The organism is Mesorhizobium sp. DCY119, from assembly GCF_003590645.1.
Classification (GTDB): Bacteria; Pseudomonadota; Alphaproteobacteria; order Rhizobiales; family Rhizobiaceae; genus Mesorhizobium_M.
In genome coordinates this window covers 4,209,155-4,226,593 of sequence record NZ_CP031834.1, presented here as the reverse complement: position 1 = coordinate 4,226,593, position 17,439 = coordinate 4,209,155, and the positions used below count along the sequence as shown (strand labels likewise).

Genomic DNA, 17,439 nt, shown 5'->3' with positions numbered 1-17,439 from the left:
GAAGATGTGACGTCCGCATGCGCTTTGCAACTAACGTTTCGTCCGTGTCGCCACCGGAAAACGTGCGACCAGCCTTAGCCCGATGATGCTGAAGACGAAGAACAGCCAGACCGGATCGGCACGACGGAAGAAGAAACTCTCCAGGAAGGAGTTCAGCGCGGTGAACAGCAGGATCATCATGAAGAAGTCGCCGAGATAGACATTCTCCTTGCGCATGGGAATGCGCATATAGTCGCGCAGCGGCGCGATGAAGAAGGCCCAGGCGGCAACGCATAGCGCCGGAATGCCCATGATGACGGCGATGTCGAGATAACCGTTGTGGCCATGCACGATGCTGCGGATGTCCCATGGCCGGTCGAAGGGCTGGTCCATGGTCCAGAGGAACATCGTGCCCCAGAAGCTCTCATAGCCGTAGCCGGTCCATGGTTTCTTGGCGATCATCTCGCCGGCGAACTCCCACAGGGTGGTGCGCCCGGTATAGGTCAGGTCGGGAAAGTTGTGGTGGACGAACAGCCGCAACGGCTCGATGAAGACGATGCCGAGCGTGCCGATCGTCGTACCGATGATCGCCAGCAGGAACAGCGCCGGCGTCAGCGAGCGCACCCCGAAAATTCCCGGCACAGCCACCATCAGGATCGCGAGAGGCACCAGCCCGGCAGTTGTCTTGGAGCCGGTGTTCATCATGAAGATCATCGCGGCGACCAGCAGGAACGGACCGGTGACTTTCCAGCCGCGCCGGAACAGATAGAGACCGCCAAAGCTGAAACAGGCCATCACCGGCCCGGCGATGTTCTTGTGCGTGAACACGCCGCGCCACAGCCCGGCATGCTGCGGCTCGGCGCCGGCTGTCGTGTGTTTGGCTTCGTTTGGAAACAGCACCAGTCCGACAAAACACAGAACCACGATGAAAATGCCGGAAAAAGCGATGACGGTCGAAAATGCGTCGGCGTCGCGCGGAATGGCAAGGACCGTCGCCATCACCAATATGCCGATGATGGTGAAGGAAGCGGCACGGAGTGCCGCCATCGGGTCCGTCGCATTGGCGACTGAAAGCATCAGGAAGCCGAGCAGCAGCAGGAAAGACGGCGCAAACAGCGCCATCAGCACGCGCCTGTCGGCAAACGTGAACAGCGAGAAGATCGAAATCGCGCCCAATGCGCCGAAGCCGAGCTGGTTGACGATGTCGCCGCCCGCCGACGGCATCTCGGCGCCTCCCGGCTGGAACGGCCGGAACGAGATCATCACGACGGTCAGCAGCAGCGAGGCGATCGCGGTGGCGATGCCGGTGCGCGTGAAAGCGCCGGCCAGCGGCATCCAGAAAGAAACCTTTCGAGGATTCGTTCCGCCGAGGTGTATGGCGTGGTTTTCGAGAACCGGAGCGGAGCGGACATGCGGTCCGTGAGCACCGGAAGCGGAGAAAATCGCGTCAGACGACCGGTGGGGCGAAGTCATCGAAGGGTTTCTCAGTTTTTTTCGGGCTGACGATATTGCTCATTGGCATATCCGAATTCGGCCATCACCCGGCCGAGCGCAACATAGACGGGATAAAGACCGACCGAAAGCGAGCGTGTTTCATAGAGCCGCCGCGCGCCCCGTACCGGAGAAGCCGCCAGCAGCGCCAGGCTTTTCAACAGCACTTTCGTGTTGGCAAACGGCGTGTCGGCCCGTTTCTTCTTTTCCACCAGCGTCGAGATCACGCCGTTGCGCAAGGCGCGGGCGCGGATCCAGTCGGCCTCGACCCGGCGCGCCGGCACGGCTTCGTAGACGGGTGCTTCCGCACACCAGCCCAGCCTGAAGCCGCGCACGGCCGAGCGGCTCAGGAAGTCGGAATCGCCGCCGCCCATGAAATTGAACCGCAAGTCGAGGAAGGGCGGACCCATGGCCACCAGCACATGCCGGCCGATCAGGAGATTGCCGGACGAGTAGAGCGCCGGCACGCGACCGCTTTCGTTATAGGGTGGCGCAAAGACAGGATGCGTCGCCCACTTTTCGTGAGCAGGTTCTGCAAAGACGGGAATCTGCGGGCCGCCGACAATATCGGCACGCATGGTCTCCGACGCCAGGCACATCCGCTCCAGCCAGTTCTCGTCGGCGATCTCATCGTCGTCGATGACAAGCAGGTGGCGAAAGGCGGGGAAATAGCGGATCGCCGTCTGCCAGCCGGCATTGTAGGCGCTGCAATTGCCGCGATCATGCGCAATAATGACCATGCCGGGAAGATGTCCCGCCACGAACAGCGGCGTCGCGGCCTTGGCGCCTTCGCGCTTTTCAGCCTCGTTTTCCATGACGATGATGGCGAAGGGGCGTTGCGTCTTTTGCGCGCGCAGTGAGTCGAGCGTGGCCAGCAATTGCTCTGGCCGGCGGAAGGTCGGCACGGTAACAACCGCTTCCATTGCCGCGAAGTCCAGGGCAGGAGACTTGCCGGCGATCGAAACGGCGCCGTTTGATGGCGAAAGGGTCATGCGTGGGCTGCCGATTGAGTTTGGGCTGTGATATCACTATCGCCGATAACGGTTCGTTAAACACCTTTCGTGGAACGGGCTTCGCCAGTGGGGCAATCGCGACAATCATATGTGTCATTTAATCAACGGTTCACCGCGCTCTGCTAGCGAAAATGCTGACGTAGGGGTGTGATGCATCTTCTGTTTGCAACATCGATCGTGCCGGACGGCGCGCTGGAATCGGGCTACGAGATCGCCAATGCCGCGGTCATCGATGCTTTGCATCGTGCTGGCGTGCGCGTCACGGTCATCGGTTTTGCCTGGCCGGGCAAGCCGCCGGCCGATCCCGACAACACCATAGTGCTCGGCGAAATCGACGTTCGCACGGAAGACGCGCCGCTCAAGCAGAAGATGGTGTGGCTCGCCAAGGCGATGCGCACCGGCCTGACATTTTCGTCGGTGAAGCTGCGCGCCGTCACCGCCAGGGAATTGCGCCAGGAGATCGCCAAAGCCGGGCCTTTCGACGGCTATGTGCTAAACTCCGTCCAGTTTGCGGGCGCATTCGAGGGCGTTTTCGATGACCGCCCCTCGATCTTCGTCGCGCATAATGTCGAGCATCGCTCGGCTATCGAGATTGCCCATTCGGTCAACAGCATGCTCCAGCGTTTCATGTATACGCGCGAGGCGAGGCTGCTGAAGACGCTCGAATTGCGGCTGTGCGAAAAGGCGCGTTTCGTGTTCACGCTGGCCGAGGAAGATCGCGCAGCCCTTGGCGTCGCCTCGGATGACAGGTCGGCTGCCTTGCCGCTCGTCACGCGCCACACGCCCCCGCCGCAGCCGTCGAAGCGGCAGATCGAGTGTGACGCAGCCCTTATCGGCACCTGGACCTGGCAGCCGAATAGAATTGGCCTCGACTGGTTCCTGGGCGAGGTCGTGCCGCAACTGCCGAGCGATTTCCGGATCCGCATCGCCGGGCGCACGCTCGCGGGCGCGTCATCGACCCATCCCGGTGTGGAGTTCGTCGGCCGTGTGCCCGATGCCGAAGCGTTCGTGCGAAGTGCCGCGGTCATCCCGCTTATCAGCCGTGCCGGCACCGGCGTGCAGCTCAAGACCATCGAGACCTTCGAGCTCGGCCTTCCCGCAGTCGCAACTCGAAGCGCCCTGCGCGGCATAGATCATATGCCGGAAAACTGCGTCGTGACCGACAATCCGGCCGTTTTCGCCAAGGCGCTTGAGCGCGCGGCGTCCGGAAAGGTTGCCGACGCCGACGGCCGCATCTTCTACCGCCAGCAGCGCGCCGCACTCGACGCGCAGGTCATGCGCGGCCTGGACAAGATCGGCTACCAGAGAGATGGAGCTGCCGCATGAACGTCCATGCCGGCCGCCGGTCCTCCGATGTGAAGTCCTGGAGAATGATACTTGGCATTCACGTCGCCAATATCGAATGGGGCGCGGCGATCACCATCCTGAAGCGTAAGCTGGATGACAACCGCTTCACCAAGATCAGCTTTCTCAACGCGCACAACGCCAATATCGCCTGCGTCGATGAAGCCTTCGCCGACGCGCTGAACGATTTCGTCATTCTGCCGGACGGCATCGGTGTCGATATCGCGTCCAAACTGCTCTACGGCGCGCCGTTTCCGTCGAACCTGAACGGTACCGATTTCATTCCCGCTTTCCTGAAAGCGTCGGCCCGCCCGCTGACGGTCGGCCTGATCGGCGCCACGCGCCGCAACGCCGACGAAGCCGCGCGCAAACTCGCAGCATTGGCCGAACAGCACAGCTTTGCCGTCATCCATGACGGCTATTTTGCGCCCAAGGACGAGCCGGAAATCCTCGAACGCATCAGAATCCTGCGCCCCGACATCCTGCTGGTCGCGATGGGCGTGCCACGCCAGGAATTGTGGATCGCCCGCAACCTGACCAAGCAGCATTGCATCCTGCCGATCGCAGTCGGTGCATTGCTCGACTTCCTCAGCGGCTCGGTGCCGCGCGCGCCGGGGTGGATGCGCACCCTGCGGCTCGAATGGCTGTTTCGCCTCATCATCGAGCCGCGCCGCCTGTGGCGCCGCTATATCGTCGGCAATCCGCTCTTCCTTGCCCGCGTCCTGTATCAGAAGTTTTTCGGCGTGAGGGAAGAACGGTGAACAGCCGTTTCGTTCCCTCCGACGACAGGCGCTCGAACATGCCGGTGACCTTGCAGGCGGCAATGGTGACCGCCAGCTACGCGCCCGATTTCGAGCGCTGCCGGCTGCTTTGCGAGACCGTCGACCGCCACGTCGCCGGCATGGCGCATCATTACATCCTGGTCGAGCATCGCGACGTGCCGCTGTTTCGGCAGCTTGAAACACCAAACCGCACGGTGGTCGACGAGCAAGACCTGCTGCCGAGCTGGCTTCACGTTCTGGACGACCCGCTCAGCCTGTTTCGCCGCCGCGTCTGGCTCAGCATGCGCACCATGCCGCTGCGCGGATGGCATGTGCAGCAGTTGCGCCGCATCGCGGTTGCAGCGCATGCGAAGGAGGACGTTCTTGTCTATGTCGATTCCGACGTCGCCTTTCTGAAGCCGTTCGACTGCGCCGCCTTCCAGCGCGAGGGCAAGGTGCGGCTTTTCCGGCGTGACGATGCCATGGCAGGCCGTGATCAGGGCGAGCACCCCATATGGTCGCGCAATGCCGGTGCAGCCCTCGGCATTGAAACCCCCGAAATATCCCCGCATGACTACATCTCGACGCTGATCGCATGGCGGCGCGACAGCGTGCTGGAAATGTGCCGGAAGATCGAGGCGGTGCATGGCCGCCACTGGATCGCGGTTCTTGGCTCGGCGCGAAAATTCTCCGAATGCCTGCTCTATGGCCGCTTCGTGGACGAGGTTCTGGAAGGGCAGGGCCATTTCCATGGCGCGGAAGAATTCTGCCGCGTGCACTGGACGGGTTCGGCCATGTCGGAGGCGGAATTCCGCGAATTCGTCGCAACCATGTCGCCCGAACAGGTGGCGATCGGCATGCAGTCCTTCATCGGCACCGATCTCGACCGCATCAGACGGTTGGTCGAGGCTTAAAAGCCAGAGCTTGGCCGCTTACACCGCCTTCGCCGGCAGCTTCAATGCCGAATAGGTGAGGGCGGCCGACGCCAGGTAGAGCCCGGCGAAGACGCCGTTCAGCCACCAGATCAGGTCCGGTGTTTCCAGTCCGCGCGTCAGTATCCAGATCAACAGAACGGCCTTGAGCCCGGCCAGCAGGGCGAGGTTTATCGCGCGGATCAGCGTCTGTCCCCGCGCAAACAGCAGCTCGGCCTGGTATTCCACCAGGTTGCGCAGGCCCGGAACGCATATGGCAAGCGCCACCAGCGGGGCGGCTTCGGCAACGTTCCTGCCGAGTGCGTTGGGGAAGAAATGCAGGACCACCGCAAGGCAGAAAAGGGCCAGCGTCGAGACGAGGAACACGCCGAGTTCGATGCCGCCGCGCACCTTCCAACGCCTCAGCATTTCCGGCGCGCGCATCATCCGCTGCACCAGCATCATCGAGAAGGTGCGGATCGGTATGGCGGTGAGATCGACCAGCCGCATGATGATGGCATAGAGGCCGGCAAGCTGCGGCCCGCCGATCGACAGCACCAGCAGCTTGTCGAATTCCATCTGCAGGTAGAACAGCACTTCCGCGCCGGCGACATAGACCGAATCCGCCAGCCGCCGCATATAGAGCGGAATGCGCAGCCGCAGGCGCTGGCGCGGATAGAAGAAGCCGAAGGCGATGACCGCCGATATGGCATTGGCGGCAATGTAGAACAGTGCCCAGTCTTCCAGCGCATGCGTCGGCCAGAAGAAGAATGCCGCCGCGAAAGCGGCACGCGCCACCGTCCCGAGTATCGCCATGATCGCCGCGCGACCGAACCGGCCGAGGCCGTTGTTGACGATCAGCGCCACCTCGACCGGCCGCCACAACAGCGCTTCGGCGAAGACCACCGTCGCAAAGATCTTGAGCGTCAGTTCGCTTGAAAAGAACAGCAGGTAGACCCCATAGGAAGCCGCCGCGAGCAGCGGCAGCGAGAGCACCGCAAGCAGGATGAAACCCGCCGTGAAGGTGCCGATAAGGTTCGGCCGGATCGTCGCCGTCCGGTAAAGCGCTGAGATGAAGCCGAAGGCGAGGATGCGCGACAGCATGACGCCTGCCGCCGAGGCGGTTGCGAAGAGACCGAAGTCGGCCAAAGACAGCGTGTTGGCGAGTGCTATGAAATAAATGAGCGAAAAGACAAGCCGCCCGCCGGCGCCGCTGATCGCCGAAAAATAGTCGCGCACGAGGTTGCGCCGTTCCGACAGGAACGCGGTCAGTCGCGCGGTCGGCCGCGCAGGCCTTGTGTTGTTGCTCTGGGTCATATTTGAGTCGAGAAACTACCGTTGAAAGCTTAATGTCCCGCAAAGCAGGATGCACGCTGGCGCTTACCGGAAGTTGCACCTAAATTAACGTTTTGTTTCCCATACTTGTTTAGCGTGGCTTAACGATCGGTTCTCGATCACCGTGCCCCGTTTGGAAGCTGTCGCAGAATGTTCGACACCGAAAATCGTGATGATCGAAAGCGTTCGCTGCTTGCATATGCCGGCGACGATCGTGATGCCCGAAAGGCACCGCGTCCCGGTTCCCTGCTTTCAATGGCGAATTCCGAGCCGGAAGCCGATCCGGTAGAGCGGCATCGGGCAGCAAGGGCGCAGCGCGAAAGCCGCTGGGAAGCCCCGGTTGCGGCTGAAGCGCCGCCGACCGTACAACCGACATACACCTCAGCCGAACCGCGATCCTCGTGGCATATCGCCGATCTGGTTCCTGGCTGGATGTCGCGTATGGCGCAGCATCGCCAGCATCAGCTATCATCGGCCACCGCCGAAGCCGCCTCCGTCGATCAGGACCGGCGGCTTGCAACGCGGCGGCAGGATGACGACAGCGTGCGTGGCAACGAAGATCAGTTCGCTCAAAGGGGCGATGATGGTGACGACCAGCAGTGGAAGCCGCTGGTCGATCCGATGAAGGTCATCGGCGGTGTCGCCCGCTCCAAATTGCTGATTGCCGCGACGACGATACTCGGCGCGCTGCTCGGCATCGCCATCGCCTTGTCGACGCCCAAGACCTACGAGGCGGCAACCGAACTGCTGATCGATCCGCGCGACCTCAAGCTGGTTGACCGGGACCTCACCCAGGCCGGCTTCTCGAACGAGGCGACACTCGCCATCGTCGAGAACCAGGTGCGCGTCATCACCTCCGGTACGGTGCTCAACAAGGTCGTCGACCGCCTCAATCTCGAAAGCGATCCAGAATTCAATGGGCAGGGCGGGGGCGGGCCTCTGTCATTCGTCCGCTCGCTGCTGTCGCGCGGCAGCAATGGCGCCGACGATCCCGGCCGCCGCCGTTCGCTGGCCGTCGGCAATCTCGCCAAGGCCCTTTCGGTGGAACGCGGCGGCAAGACCTTCGTGGTCGTCATCGATGTGAAGACGCAGGACGGCGAGAAGTCGGCGCTTATCGCCAATACCATGGCGGATGTCTTTCTGAAGACCTATGGCGAGTTGCAGTCCGATACGGCCGGCCGCGCCACCGACGAACTGACGGCCCGGCTCGACGAGCTTCGCAGCGGCGTGGAAGCCGCCGAACGCAAGGTCGAAGCCTTCAAGGCCGAGAATGATCTGATCGATGCGCAGGGCCGCCTGATCAGCGACGATGAAATCCTGAAGCTCAACGAACAGCTTTCGATCGCGCGTGCCCGCACACTGGAACTCAATGCCAGGGCCGCCTCCACCAGGAACGTCAATGTCGATTCCGTTCTCGGTGGCGTGCTGCCGGAAGAAATGGCGTCGGCGAGCATGACCGAACTGCGCTCGCAATATTCGACGCTGAAGGGCGAGGCCGACCGTCTTGCCGTCAAGCTCGGGCCGCGCCATCCGCAGCGCCAGGCGGTCGAAGGCCAGCTTGCCGGCGCGCGCGACCAGATCGCCGCCGAACTGCGCCGCATCGTCTCCTCGGTTCAGACAGAACTGAAGCGCGCCGTGCAGCTTGAACAGGAACTGTCGTCGCGGCTCGCCCAGCTCAAGGTGCGTTCGGGCAGCGTCAGCAGCGAACTCGTAACCCTCCGCGAACTGGAGCGTGAGGCGACCGCCAAGCGCGCCGTCTACGAATCCTTCCTGCTGCGCGCCCGCGAAACCGGCGAGCAGAGGGACATCAATACGGCCAATATGAGCGTGATTTCGGTCGCATATGCGCCGTTGCAGGCCAATGGGCCGTCACGCTCGACGATAACGATCGCCAGCACCATCCTCGGTTTCCTGGCGGGCATCGGGCTGGGCGGCATGCGCGGTGCTTATGAAAGCCTGCGCGATACCGCCGACGATCGCCGTCGCCGGCGCAATCCACGCAAGCGCAGTGCTGCACCGCTGGATGTCCCCCCGGCCAACCGCGAGCCAGCGCAGCGTCCATACCAGCCGGCCCCACAAGCCGCATCCTCCGCGTTTGGCGAACCCGCCTTCGCACGCGAAACTGCTGTGCACGCCGGCGCATATTCCGTCCCGGAACAGGCAGTTCCGCAGCCGGCTCCAATGCGGCAGCAGCCTTCCTATCCGGAGACAGACCCGAGGCAAAATTCCGCCGCCGGCTATCCGACTTATCATGCCCCACAGCCGGTTCAGGCGCCTGTGACCTATCAGCAGGCTGCGGTGCCGCCTTTCGTCCAGCCGACGCCTCAGCCGCAAGCCTATCCGCAGCAGCCGGCGCCGCATCCTTATACCGGGCAGTACGCGCAGCCGCCGGTGCAGCCCGCGCCGCAGCCGATGACTTACGCGCCACAGCCAACGCCCTATCCGCAGGCACCCGCGCAGATGTATCAGCCGCTGCATCCCCAGGGCTATTATCCCTATCCTCCGCAAGCGCCTGTATTCGAACAGCAAATGCCGGTTCAGCCTCAGCCGGCAGCACAGCCCGCATATCAGCCGATGCCGGGGGCATTCCAGCCCGCGTCCGCACCAGCAGCCCAGCAGATGCCGGACCCCGCGGCCCATCAGCCGCCCATCGAGGAAATCCGCGCCAGCCTGCGCGACTTCCGTCAGGCCGTGGAAGAGCTCGCCACATCACGCGCGCGCCGCCGCTATTTCTAAATAATTCACCGGGTTTCACGTTAGCGGCACGCCGTGCCGTATTGACGGGATTGCGCCGCGAATTTTTCGTGACTATGCCTGTTATACGGATATGCTTACCATGCAAGAAAAATGCATAGGAGGAAATAAATGGCTGAAGTGATCGATGGCAAGCTGGTGGCCGAAGATGTTGTCGCAACGGTCAAGCGCCTGACTGCCGATCTGTTGGCCAAGCACGGCGTGACACCCGGCCTTGCCGTGGTCATCGTCGGCGAGGATCCTGCCAGCCAGGTCTATGTCTCCTCCAAGGGCAAGAAGGCCAAGGAGTGCGGCTTCCATTCTGTCCAGCACACGCTGCCCGCCGACACCGGCGAAGCCGAGCTTCTGAAACTTATCGGCGATCTCAACGCCGACCCGGCCATTCACGGCATTCTGGTGCAACTGCCGCTGCCAGACCACGTCGATGCCGGCAAGGTCATCCAGACCATAGCGCCGGAAAAGGATGTCGACGGCTTCCACTTCATCAATGTCGGCAAGCTTGGTACCGGCGAACTGGCGACGGCTTTCGTGCCTTGCACGCCCGCCGGCTCGATGCTGCTGATCGAGCGCGTGCGCGGCAAGGATTTGTCCGGGCTCAACGCGGTCGTCGTCGGCCGTTCCAACATCGTCGGCAAGCCGATGGCCAATCTGCTGCTGGCCGCCAACTGCACCGTCACCATCGCCCACAGCCGCACCAAGGACCTGCCTGCCATCGCCCGCACCGCCGATATTCTGGTCGCAGCCGTCGGCCGTCCGGAGATGATCAAGGGCGACTGGGTCAAGCCGGGCGCGACCGTCATCGACGTCGGCATCAACCGCATTCCGGCACCCGAAAAGGGCGAGGGCAAGTCGCGGCTGGTCGGCGATGTCGCCTATGCCGAGGCGGCGAAGGTCGCGGGCGCGATTACGCCGGTGCCCGGCGGCGTCGGCCCGATGACCATCGCCATGCTGATGGCAAACACGCTCGTCTCTGCTAGTCTCACCGCAGGCATCGAACGCCCGTCTTTCTGACTATCTTTCAGCCCAAACGCAGGTGGCATCTTTGCCGAAGCTTCCCGTTCCGGTAGATATGCCGCCCATGGCCGATTTGGTTCAAGGCGGCCGGCAGTTCGCTTTCCTGCTGGTCGACAAGTTCTCGATGTTTTCCCTGGCAGCCGCGATCGACACGGTTCGTTCGGCGAACCGTCTGCTCGGCCAGGATTATTACGGCTGGACGACGGTCTCCGCCGACGGCGATTCCGTCATTGCCTCGAACGGCCTGCCGTTGAAGGTCGATTACAGCGTCGCCGACGTGCCACCAGTCGACATATTGTTCGTCTGCGTCGGCCTGACCACGGAATTCCCCGGCAAGAGCAAGGTGCTCGGCGCGTTGCGCAACTGGGGCCGCCGGGGCGGCACGCTGGGCGCGCTCTCTGTCGGCTCATACCTGCTGGCAGAGGCCGGCCAGCTCGAGGGCCATCGCTGCACCATCCATTGGGAAAACCGTGCCGGCTTCATGGAGCGTTTTCCCGACATCAACTGCACAGGCAACGTCTTCGAGATCGACCGCAAGCGCTATACCTGCGCCGGTGGCACCACCTCGATCGACCTGATGCTGGAGATCGTGCGCACCGATTTCGGCTCAAACATCGCCAATGGCGTCGCCAACCAGTTCCAGCATGAGCGCATCCGCTCTGCCGGAGATCGCCAGCGCGTCGGGCCGGAGCGCGACCTCACCGGCAAATCGGAAAAGCTGCGCAAGATAGTCGAACTGATGGCCGACAATCTCGACGAGCCGTTTTCTGCCGTGCAACTGGCGAAATCGGCGGGGCTGTCGGTGCGGCAGGTAGAGCGGCTGTTTTTGCGCCATCTCACCGTCACGCCGGGCCGCTACTACATGCGCCTGCGGCTGGAGCGCGCGCGCGAACTTTTGCGCCAGACCAACATGCCGATCCTCGACGTGGCGATCGCGACCGGCTTCACCTCGCATTCCTATTTCGCCCAGAGCTACCGCCTGCAATTCGGCCGCCCGCCCAGCGAAGAGCGCCGCACGACCTATTGAGGCTCAAGCGGCGAGGAAGCCGCCGTCTGCCGCCAGCACATGTCCGACGACAAAGGCCGACTGGTCGGATGCAAGCCATACCACGGCTTCCGCCACTTCCTCGGGCTCGCCCATGCGCCGCAGCGGCAGCCCAGCCGCCACCGCCTCCAATCCTCCGACGCCGGACGCCGCCAGCTTCATCATGTCGGTCACCACCCGGCCGGGCGCGACGGCGTTGATGCGCACGCCGCGCGATGCATAAGTCATCGCGGCGGAGCGCATCAGCGAGATCACCGCGGCCTTCGAGGCCGAGTAGAGCGCGAAGCCGGGGTTGGGATTGCGCACACCGCTGACGGAGGTGTTGATGACGATGCGCCCGCTGCCCTGCGGCAGCATCACCGCCAGCTGCTGTTTCAGGCACACGAACACCGACCGCACATTGGTGTCGAACACCGCATCGAATGTCTCGGTGCTCTGCGTCTCCAGCGGCCCAGGCCGTTCCTGATAGCCGGCATTGTTGAAGGCGACATCCAGCCGCCCGAACCGCTCGACTGTCGCCCGCACCAGATGCTCGACTTCCTCGTCATTGGTCACATCCGTGCGAACGAACAGGCTTTTCGCTCCGGCGGCGCGGCAGGCTTCGGCCACGGCTTCGCCTTCCTCGGCGCGGCGTCCGGCGATGACTACTGCCGCCGCTCCTTCGGCAGCCATCTTGAGCGCTGTCGCCTGTCCGATGCCGCTGCCGCCGCCGGTGATAAGGCAGACGCGACCGGCCATCCGGGCATGTGCTGCTTGCTCGTTTAGGTTCAAGGGTTCTGCCGACATGTCTGCCCGTTCCACGCAATTCGGATTGAATTCATGAAAGTTGTATCATACAACTAATTATAAACAAGAGGATCATGAAATGCTGGAAAACGAAGAGATCGAAAAGGTCCGCGATTCCTCGCGCAAGCTCGTGCGCGAACTGGGCTTCATGCGGCCCACTCTTGCCTCAAGCGGCCTGCCGATTTCCGCCGTTCACGCGCTGATCGAGATTGGCGGCAACGAGGCGATGACTGCCGGCATGCTCAGCGAAATCCTCAACCTCGAAAAATCGAGCGTCAGCCGGATGCTGCGCAAGCTGATCGATACCGGCGAAATCGAGGAGCGGACAAGCCCCGGCGATGCCCGCTCAAAACTCCTGACGCTGACGACGCGCGGAAAGGCGACGCTCGCGGCGATCGACAGCTTTGGGCAAAATCAGGTCGCTGCGGCCTTCCGGCATCTTTCGCAGGACCAGCGCCACCTCGTCGTGGCGGGGCTGACTGCTTATGCGGAGGCGTTGCATAGCGTTCGCGCGGGTAAATAAGTAGAGCTCGACGCTCCTCTAAGGAGGCAGGCACTTGCGGAGGGACCCCCACCCCTAGCCCCTCCCCACAAGGGGGAGGGGGATTTTGTTGAGCTGCTGCCTAGGCCAATCTTCAACGTTTTTGGTCGAAGAGGTGATGAAATCGTCCCGGGGAGGGGCTAGGGGTGGGGGTCCCTCCGCAAGTGCCTGCCCTCAACGAGAAACAGGCCGCCCGCCTCAAGCCATCCCGAAAGCGCTCGCGCCCTGGTCGGCACGGCCGGCCATCTGGCGGAAGCCGGCAAACAGCTCGCGCCCAAAGCCGTACTCGTTCCCGGTAAGGTCGATCAGCGGCACCTTGCGCGCCTTAAGCTCTGCCTCGGATACGAACACTTCCAGCGTGCCGTTGTCAGCATCAAGCCGCACGATGTCGCCGTCGCAGATCTTGCCGATCGGCCCGCCTTCCAGCGCCTCCGGCGTCACGTGGATCGCCGCCGGCACCTTGCCGGATGCGCCCGACATACGGCCGTCGGTGACAAGGGCTACCTTGTGGCCACGATCCTGCAGGATGCCCAGAATGGTCGTCAGCTTGTGCAGTTCCGGCATGCCGTTGGCGCGGGGCCCCTGGAAGCGGATGACGGCGACGAAATCGCGGTCGAGTTCGCCTGCCTTGAAGGCGTCATTCAGCGCCTGCTGGCTGTCGAGTACCACGGCGGGTGCCTCGATCAGGCGGCGTTCCGGCTTGACGGCAGACGTCTTGATGACGGCGTGGCCGATATTGCCCGACAGCATCTTCAGGCCGCCATTTGATTGAAATGCCTTGGCGAAGGGCGCCAATACCTTTTCGTCGCCGCTGAGCTTGGGCGCGGCTTCGCGGGTGACGTTGCCGTCTGCGCCGAGCTTGGCTTCGACCGCATAAGGGCGCAGGCCTTCGCCCCACACGGTCTGCACGTCCTCATGCAGCAGGCCGGCGTCGAGCAGTTCGCGGATCAGGAAACCGAGCCCGCCGGCGGCGTGGAAATGGTTCACGTCGGAGAGGCCGTTCGGATAGACGCGGGCCAGAAGCGGGGTCGCGTCGGAGAGATCGGAAATGTCCTGCCAGGTCAGCTTGATGCCCGCCGCCGCCGCCATCGCGAGCAGATGGATCGTGTGGTTGGTCGAGCCGCCGGTGGCGTGCAGGCCGACGACGCCATTGACGATCGAACGCTCGTCGATCATCCGCCCGACCGGCGTGTAGGCATTGCCGAGCGCGGTGATCGCCAGCGCCCGTTTGGCGGCTTCCCTGGTCAGCGCATCGCGCAACGGCGTGCCCGGATTGACGAAGGAGGCGCCCGGCGTGTGCAGGCCCATGATCTCCATCAGCATCTGGTTGGAATTGGCTGTGCCGTAGAAGGTGCAGGTGCCGGGGCCGTGATAGGACTTCGACTCCGCCTCAAGCAGTTCGGCGCGGCCGACCTTGCCCTCGGCATAGAGCTGCCGCACCTTGGCCTTCTCGTCGTTCGGCAGGCCCGACGTCATCGGCCCGGCGGGAATGAACACCGCAGGCAGATGGCCGAAGGTCAGGGCCCCGATCAGCAGCCCCGGCACGATCTTGTCGCAGACGCCGAGGAACACGGCGGCATCGAACATGTTGTGGCTGAGGCCCACGGCCGCCGCCATGGCGATCACATCGCGCGAAAACAGCGAAAGCTCCATGCCCGGCTGACCCTGGGTCACGCCATCGCACATGGCCGGCACGCCGCCCGCCACCTGCGCGATGCCGCCCACTTCGCGGGCCGCCTGCTTGATCATTTGCGGAAAGGTCTCGAAGGGCTGATGCGCCGACAGCATGTCGTTATAGGAAGTGATGATGCCGAGATTGGGCACCTTGTCGCCGCCGAGCGCGATTTTTTCCGACGGGCTGCACACGGCAAAGCCGTGGGCGAGGTTGCCGCAGGAGAGCACAGCGCGGTTGGCCGAGCGGCTGGAGGCCTCCGTGATGCGCCCGAGATAAATCTCTCGCGAGCCTCTGGACCGCTCGCGGATGCGGTTGGTGATGGCTTCGATATCGCTTCTCGCGGTCATGGCTCTCGGTCCTACCTTGTTGTTTGACCATGACCTTTTCGAAACCGGCTCCCGTCTTCGGGATCATGGTCTGGAACATGCCGCAGAAAACGTGGAGGAGCGTTCTCCGGCTCGGCATGCAGAAATATTACGGCGCCCAGAACACCTGGACGGGCGTGCGGGCATGATCGAACACTGCGCGCACGGGCAGATGCTCTTCAGTCCCAAGGGCTGCTTCCAGCACGCGGCGCTTCTCGGCCCCTTCGATGTGCAGGGCAATGAAGCCGGCCTCGGCAATGCGCGGCAGGGACAGCGTCAGGCGTGGCTCGATGCCACTCGCCGCATGAACCGGCAGCACGTTCGACTTCGAGGCCGGGTCGAGCAGCGCGGTCAGATTGCCGGCATCGGGAAAGAACGAGGCCGTGTGACCGTCGCCGCCCATGCCGAGGATCGCGGCATCAAGAGGCAGCGCACTGCGGGCGATGGAATCATTGGCGCGCTGTGCCGCGCTCTGGACGTTACCGGCCTCGGAATAGAGGCCGACGAAATTTGCCGCTGCCGCTTCGTTCTGGAGTAGGTTCGCGGCCACCAGTCCGGCATTCGAGCGCGGCGAATCCGCCGGCACGAAACGCTCGTCTATCAGCGTAACCGTCACCTTGGCCCAGTCGAGCTTTTCGCGCGAAAGCGTGCGGAAGAACAGGCCGGGCGTGGTGCCGCCGGAAACGGCGAGTGTCGCCTTTCCGTTAGCCGCAATCGCATCACTCAGAACCTTGGCGACGGCGCCGGAAAGCGCCAGCGCCAGTGTCTCGGACGAGGCGAATTCGTGCCAGTTGCGGGTGGCCGCGTCCATGCGCTCAGCTCTCGTGCCAGGTGCGGCCATCGCGCTCGATCAGCGCGATCGAGGCAGACGGACCCCAGGTGCCCGAGGTGTAGCCCTGCGTTTCCTGATGGCTGTCGGCCCAGGCGCCCTGGATCGGGTCGATCCACTTCCACGCCGCCTCGACTTCGTCGCGGCGCATGAACAGCGTCTGGTTGCCGCGGATGACGTCCATCAGCAGGCGTTCATAGGCGTCCGGGTTGCGCTCCTGGAAGCTCTCGGCGAAGCTCATGTCGAGCGCAACGTTGCGCAGGCGCATGCCGCCCGGACCCGGATCCTTGATCATGATCCACTGCTTGACGCCGTCGTCGGGCTGCAGACGTATCACCAGCTGATTGGCGATGACATTGCCCGCACTTTCCTCGAAGATCGAATGCGGGATCGGCTTGAACTCGATGACGATTTCGGAAACGCGCGAGGCAAGCCGCTTGCCGGTGCGCAGGTAGAACGGCACGCCGGCCCAGCGCCAATTGGCGATCTCGGCCTTGATGGCGACGAAGGTTTCGGTGTCGCTTTCGCCGTTGCCGAGTTCCTCGACATAGCCCTTCACCGGGCCGGTGGCCGATGCGCCGGCGCGATACTGCCCGCGCACGGTCGATTTCGGCGCTTCCTGCCCGTTGATGCGCTTCAGCGAGCGCAGCACCTTCAACTTCTCATCGCGCACTGCGTCCGCTTCCATCGAGGCGGGCGCTTCCATGGCGACAAGGCACAGAAGCTGCAGCATGTGGTTCTGCACCATGTCGCGCAGCGCGCCGGCCTTGTCGTAATAGGTGATGCGGTCCTCGAGGCCGACCGTCTCGGCCACGGTGATCTGGACATGGTCGATATGGGCCGAATTCCACAGCGGCTCGTAAAGCGCATTGGCAAAGCGCAGCGCCATCAGGTTCTGCACCGTTTCCTTGCCGAGATAGTGGTCGATGCGGAAAATCTGCTGTTCGGAGAAGACCTTGCCGATCTGGTCGTTCAGTTCGCGCGCCGATGCCAGATCGCGGCCGATCGGCTTTTCCATGACGATGCGCGCAGTCGGCGTAACCAAGTCGTTGGCCTTCAAATGGGTCGAGATGTCGCCGAACAGGGCCGGCGCGACCGCCAGATAGAAGACCAGCACGTTCTTGCTGTCACCGACCACGTTCTTGAGATCGGCAAAACCTTCACCCGTCTTCGCATCGACGGCCACATAGTTGAGGCGCGCAATAAAGCTTTCGAGCTGGGCGGGGTCGATTTCCTCCGCCTTTACGTGCTCGGAAATCGCCTTGCTCGCGAATGCGCGATACTCGTCGTCGGTCATCGTCGTGCGGGAAGCGCCGATGATGCGCGTCGGTTCGGAGAATTGCCCGGCGCGCTGGCGCTGGTAGAGCGCCGGCAAAAGCTTGCGCTCGGCAAGGTCGCCCGTGCCTCCGAAAACGACAAGGTCGAAGGCTTCGACGGGGATGATCTGGCTAGTCATTGCAGTTCCGTGTTCACGACGGCGGTGAGTCCGCCGTCTATTAATCTAATCGATTTAAAATTACCAGTGTCAGACTGTCACAGCTTCAACCTTGACACTGGTCCAACCGGGGCGTTTCTGCGCAGGCAATAGTCACTCCG

General features: G+C 63.1%; 14 protein-coding genes. 7 read left to right on the top strand and 7 right to left on the bottom strand.

All coding sequences use genetic code 11. The features are described from left to right. Positions 1-30: 30 nt before the first annotated feature. Together DZG07_RS20520 and DZG07_RS20515 are read right to left on the bottom strand one after the other, a co-directional pair. Positions 31-1,314, bottom strand: a complete 1,284-nt coding sequence (locus DZG07_RS20520) for an O-antigen ligase (RefSeq protein WP_119820278.1) — start codon at positions 1,312-1,314, stop codon at positions 31-33. A gap of 149 nt (positions 1,315-1,463) precedes the next feature. Next, complete coding sequence (locus tag DZG07_RS20515; RefSeq protein WP_119820275.1) at positions 1,464-2,462, bottom strand: glycosyltransferase; 999 nt, start codon at positions 2,460-2,462, stop codon at positions 1,464-1,466. Positions 2,463-2,633: 171 nt separating this feature from the next. Here DZG07_RS20515 and DZG07_RS20510 point away from each other — a divergent pair, with 171 nt between their 5' ends. Genes DZG07_RS20510 through DZG07_RS20500 form a run of 3 tightly spaced genes read left to right on the top strand, consistent with a single transcriptional unit; the run spans position 2,634 to position 5,502 of the window. After that, complete coding sequence (locus tag DZG07_RS20510) at positions 2,634-3,809, top strand: glycosyltransferase family 4 protein (RefSeq protein WP_119820272.1); 1,176 nt, start codon at positions 2,634-2,636, stop codon at positions 3,807-3,809. Further along, entirely contained in the window at positions 3,806-4,588 is a 783-nt protein-coding gene (locus DZG07_RS20505) for a WecB/TagA/CpsF family glycosyltransferase (protein ID WP_091914274.1), read from the top strand. The genes DZG07_RS20510 and DZG07_RS20505 overlap by 4 nt, the downstream gene beginning before the upstream one ends. Further along, positions 4,585-5,502: a DUF6492 family protein gene (locus DZG07_RS20500; RefSeq protein ID WP_091914276.1), complete on the top strand. Its 918-nt coding sequence runs from the start codon at positions 4,585-4,587 to the stop codon at positions 5,500-5,502. The genes DZG07_RS20505 and DZG07_RS20500 overlap by 4 nt, the downstream gene beginning before the upstream one ends. Before the next feature lie 18 nt (positions 5,503-5,520). Here the strand turns inward: DZG07_RS20500 and DZG07_RS20495 are convergent, their stop codons facing one another. Continuing rightward, positions 5,521-6,816 carry a lipopolysaccharide biosynthesis protein gene (locus tag DZG07_RS20495; RefSeq protein ID WP_119820269.1) on the bottom strand — a complete coding sequence of 432 codons (1,296 nt, stop codon included), beginning with the start codon at positions 6,814-6,816 and terminating at the stop codon, positions 5,521-5,523. Between the two features lie 168 nt (positions 6,817-6,984). Here DZG07_RS20495 and DZG07_RS20490 point away from each other — a divergent pair, with 168 nt between their 5' ends. The 3 genes from DZG07_RS20490 to DZG07_RS20480 all read left to right on the top strand — a co-directional run bounded on the left by DZG07_RS20490 (position 6,985) and on the right by DZG07_RS20480 (position 11,629). Beyond that, positions 6,985-9,570 (top strand): GumC family protein, encoded by a 2,586-nt coding sequence (locus tag DZG07_RS20490; protein ID WP_119820266.1) that lies wholly within the window; start codon positions 6,985-6,987, stop codon positions 9,568-9,570. A 129-nt stretch (positions 9,571-9,699) separates the two neighbouring features. Further along, positions 9,700-10,599 carry a bifunctional methylenetetrahydrofolate dehydrogenase/methenyltetrahydrofolate cyclohydrolase FolD gene (gene folD / locus DZG07_RS20485; RefSeq protein WP_119820263.1) on the top strand — a complete coding sequence of 300 codons (900 nt, stop codon included), beginning with the start codon at positions 9,700-9,702 and terminating at the stop codon, positions 10,597-10,599. A gap of 67 nt (positions 10,600-10,666) precedes the next feature. Then, positions 10,667-11,629 carry a GlxA family transcriptional regulator gene (locus tag DZG07_RS20480; RefSeq protein WP_091914284.1) on the top strand — a complete coding sequence of 321 codons (963 nt, stop codon included), beginning with the start codon at positions 10,667-10,669 and terminating at the stop codon, positions 11,627-11,629. Between the two features lie 3 nt (positions 11,630-11,632). On the opposite strand, the gene DZG07_RS20475 is transcribed toward DZG07_RS20480, so the two are convergent. Next, on the bottom strand, positions 11,633-12,433 hold the full coding sequence (locus DZG07_RS20475) for a glucose 1-dehydrogenase (RefSeq protein ID WP_245429538.1): 801 nt from the start codon (positions 12,431-12,433) through the stop codon (positions 11,633-11,635). A gap of 79 nt (positions 12,434-12,512) precedes the next feature. Between DZG07_RS20475 and DZG07_RS20470 the strand changes: the two genes are divergently transcribed. Beyond that, the gene (locus DZG07_RS20470; protein ID WP_197716886.1) at positions 12,513-12,956 is read left to right on the top strand and encodes a MarR family transcriptional regulator; all 444 of its coding nucleotides are present in this window, start codon (positions 12,513-12,515) and stop codon (positions 12,954-12,956) included. Between the two features lie 216 nt (positions 12,957-13,172). Here DZG07_RS20470 and edd read toward each other — a convergent pair whose 3' ends face one another. From edd to zwf, 3 genes are all read right to left on the bottom strand, one after another. After that, a complete protein-coding gene (gene edd, locus DZG07_RS20465) occupies positions 13,173-14,996 on the bottom strand; it encodes a phosphogluconate dehydratase (RefSeq protein ID WP_119820260.1) in 1,824 nt (607 codons plus the stop codon). 127 nt (positions 14,997-15,123) lie between these two features. After that, positions 15,124-15,825, bottom strand: a complete 702-nt coding sequence (gene pgl / locus DZG07_RS20460; protein WP_119820257.1) for a 6-phosphogluconolactonase — start codon at positions 15,823-15,825, stop codon at positions 15,124-15,126. 4 nt (positions 15,826-15,829) lie between these two features. After that, on the bottom strand, positions 15,830-17,299 hold the full coding sequence (gene zwf / locus DZG07_RS20455) for a glucose-6-phosphate dehydrogenase (protein WP_119820254.1): 1,470 nt from the start codon (positions 17,297-17,299) through the stop codon (positions 15,830-15,832). Positions 17,300-17,439 lie beyond the last annotated feature (140 nt).

Excerpts from the sequence above, each read along its gene's own strand:
- DZG07_RS20520 (WP_119820278.1), bottom strand. The coding sequence starts at position 1,314 with ATGCCGCTGGCCGGCGCTTTCACGCGCACCGGCATCGCCACCGCGATC.
- DZG07_RS20515 (WP_119820275.1), bottom strand. The coding sequence starts at position 2,462 with ATGACCCTTTCGCCATCAAACGGCGCCGTTTCGATCGCCGGCAAGTCT.
- DZG07_RS20510 (WP_119820272.1), top strand. The coding sequence starts at position 2,634 with ATGCATCTTCTGTTTGCAACATCGATCGTGCCGGACGGCGCGCTGGAA.
- DZG07_RS20505 (WP_091914274.1), top strand. The coding sequence starts at position 3,806 with ATGAACGTCCATGCCGGCCGCCGGTCCTCCGATGTGAAGTCCTGGAGA.
- DZG07_RS20495 (WP_119820269.1), bottom strand. The coding sequence starts at position 6,816 with ATGACCCAGAGCAACAACACAAGGCCTGCGCGGCCGACCGCGCGACTG.
- DZG07_RS20490 (WP_119820266.1), top strand. The coding sequence starts at position 6,985 with ATGTTCGACACCGAAAATCGTGATGATCGAAAGCGTTCGCTGCTTGCA.
- folD (WP_119820263.1), top strand. The coding sequence starts at position 9,700 with ATGGCTGAAGTGATCGATGGCAAGCTGGTGGCCGAAGATGTTGTCGCA.
- DZG07_RS20480 (WP_091914284.1), top strand. The coding sequence starts at position 10,667 with ATGGCCGATTTGGTTCAAGGCGGCCGGCAGTTCGCTTTCCTGCTGGTC.
- DZG07_RS20475 (WP_245429538.1), bottom strand. The coding sequence starts at position 12,433 with ATGTCGGCAGAACCCTTGAACCTAAACGAGCAAGCAGCACATGCCCGG.
- DZG07_RS20470 (WP_197716886.1), top strand. The coding sequence starts at position 12,513 with ATGCTGGAAAACGAAGAGATCGAAAAGGTCCGCGATTCCTCGCGCAAG.
- edd (WP_119820260.1), bottom strand. The coding sequence starts at position 14,996 with ATGACCGCGAGAAGCGATATCGAAGCCATCACCAACCGCATCCGCGAG.
- pgl (WP_119820257.1), bottom strand. The coding sequence starts at position 15,825 with ATGGACGCGGCCACCCGCAACTGGCACGAATTCGCCTCGTCCGAGACA.
- zwf (WP_119820254.1), bottom strand. The coding sequence starts at position 17,299 with ATGACTAGCCAGATCATCCCCGTCGAAGCCTTCGACCTTGTCGTTTTC.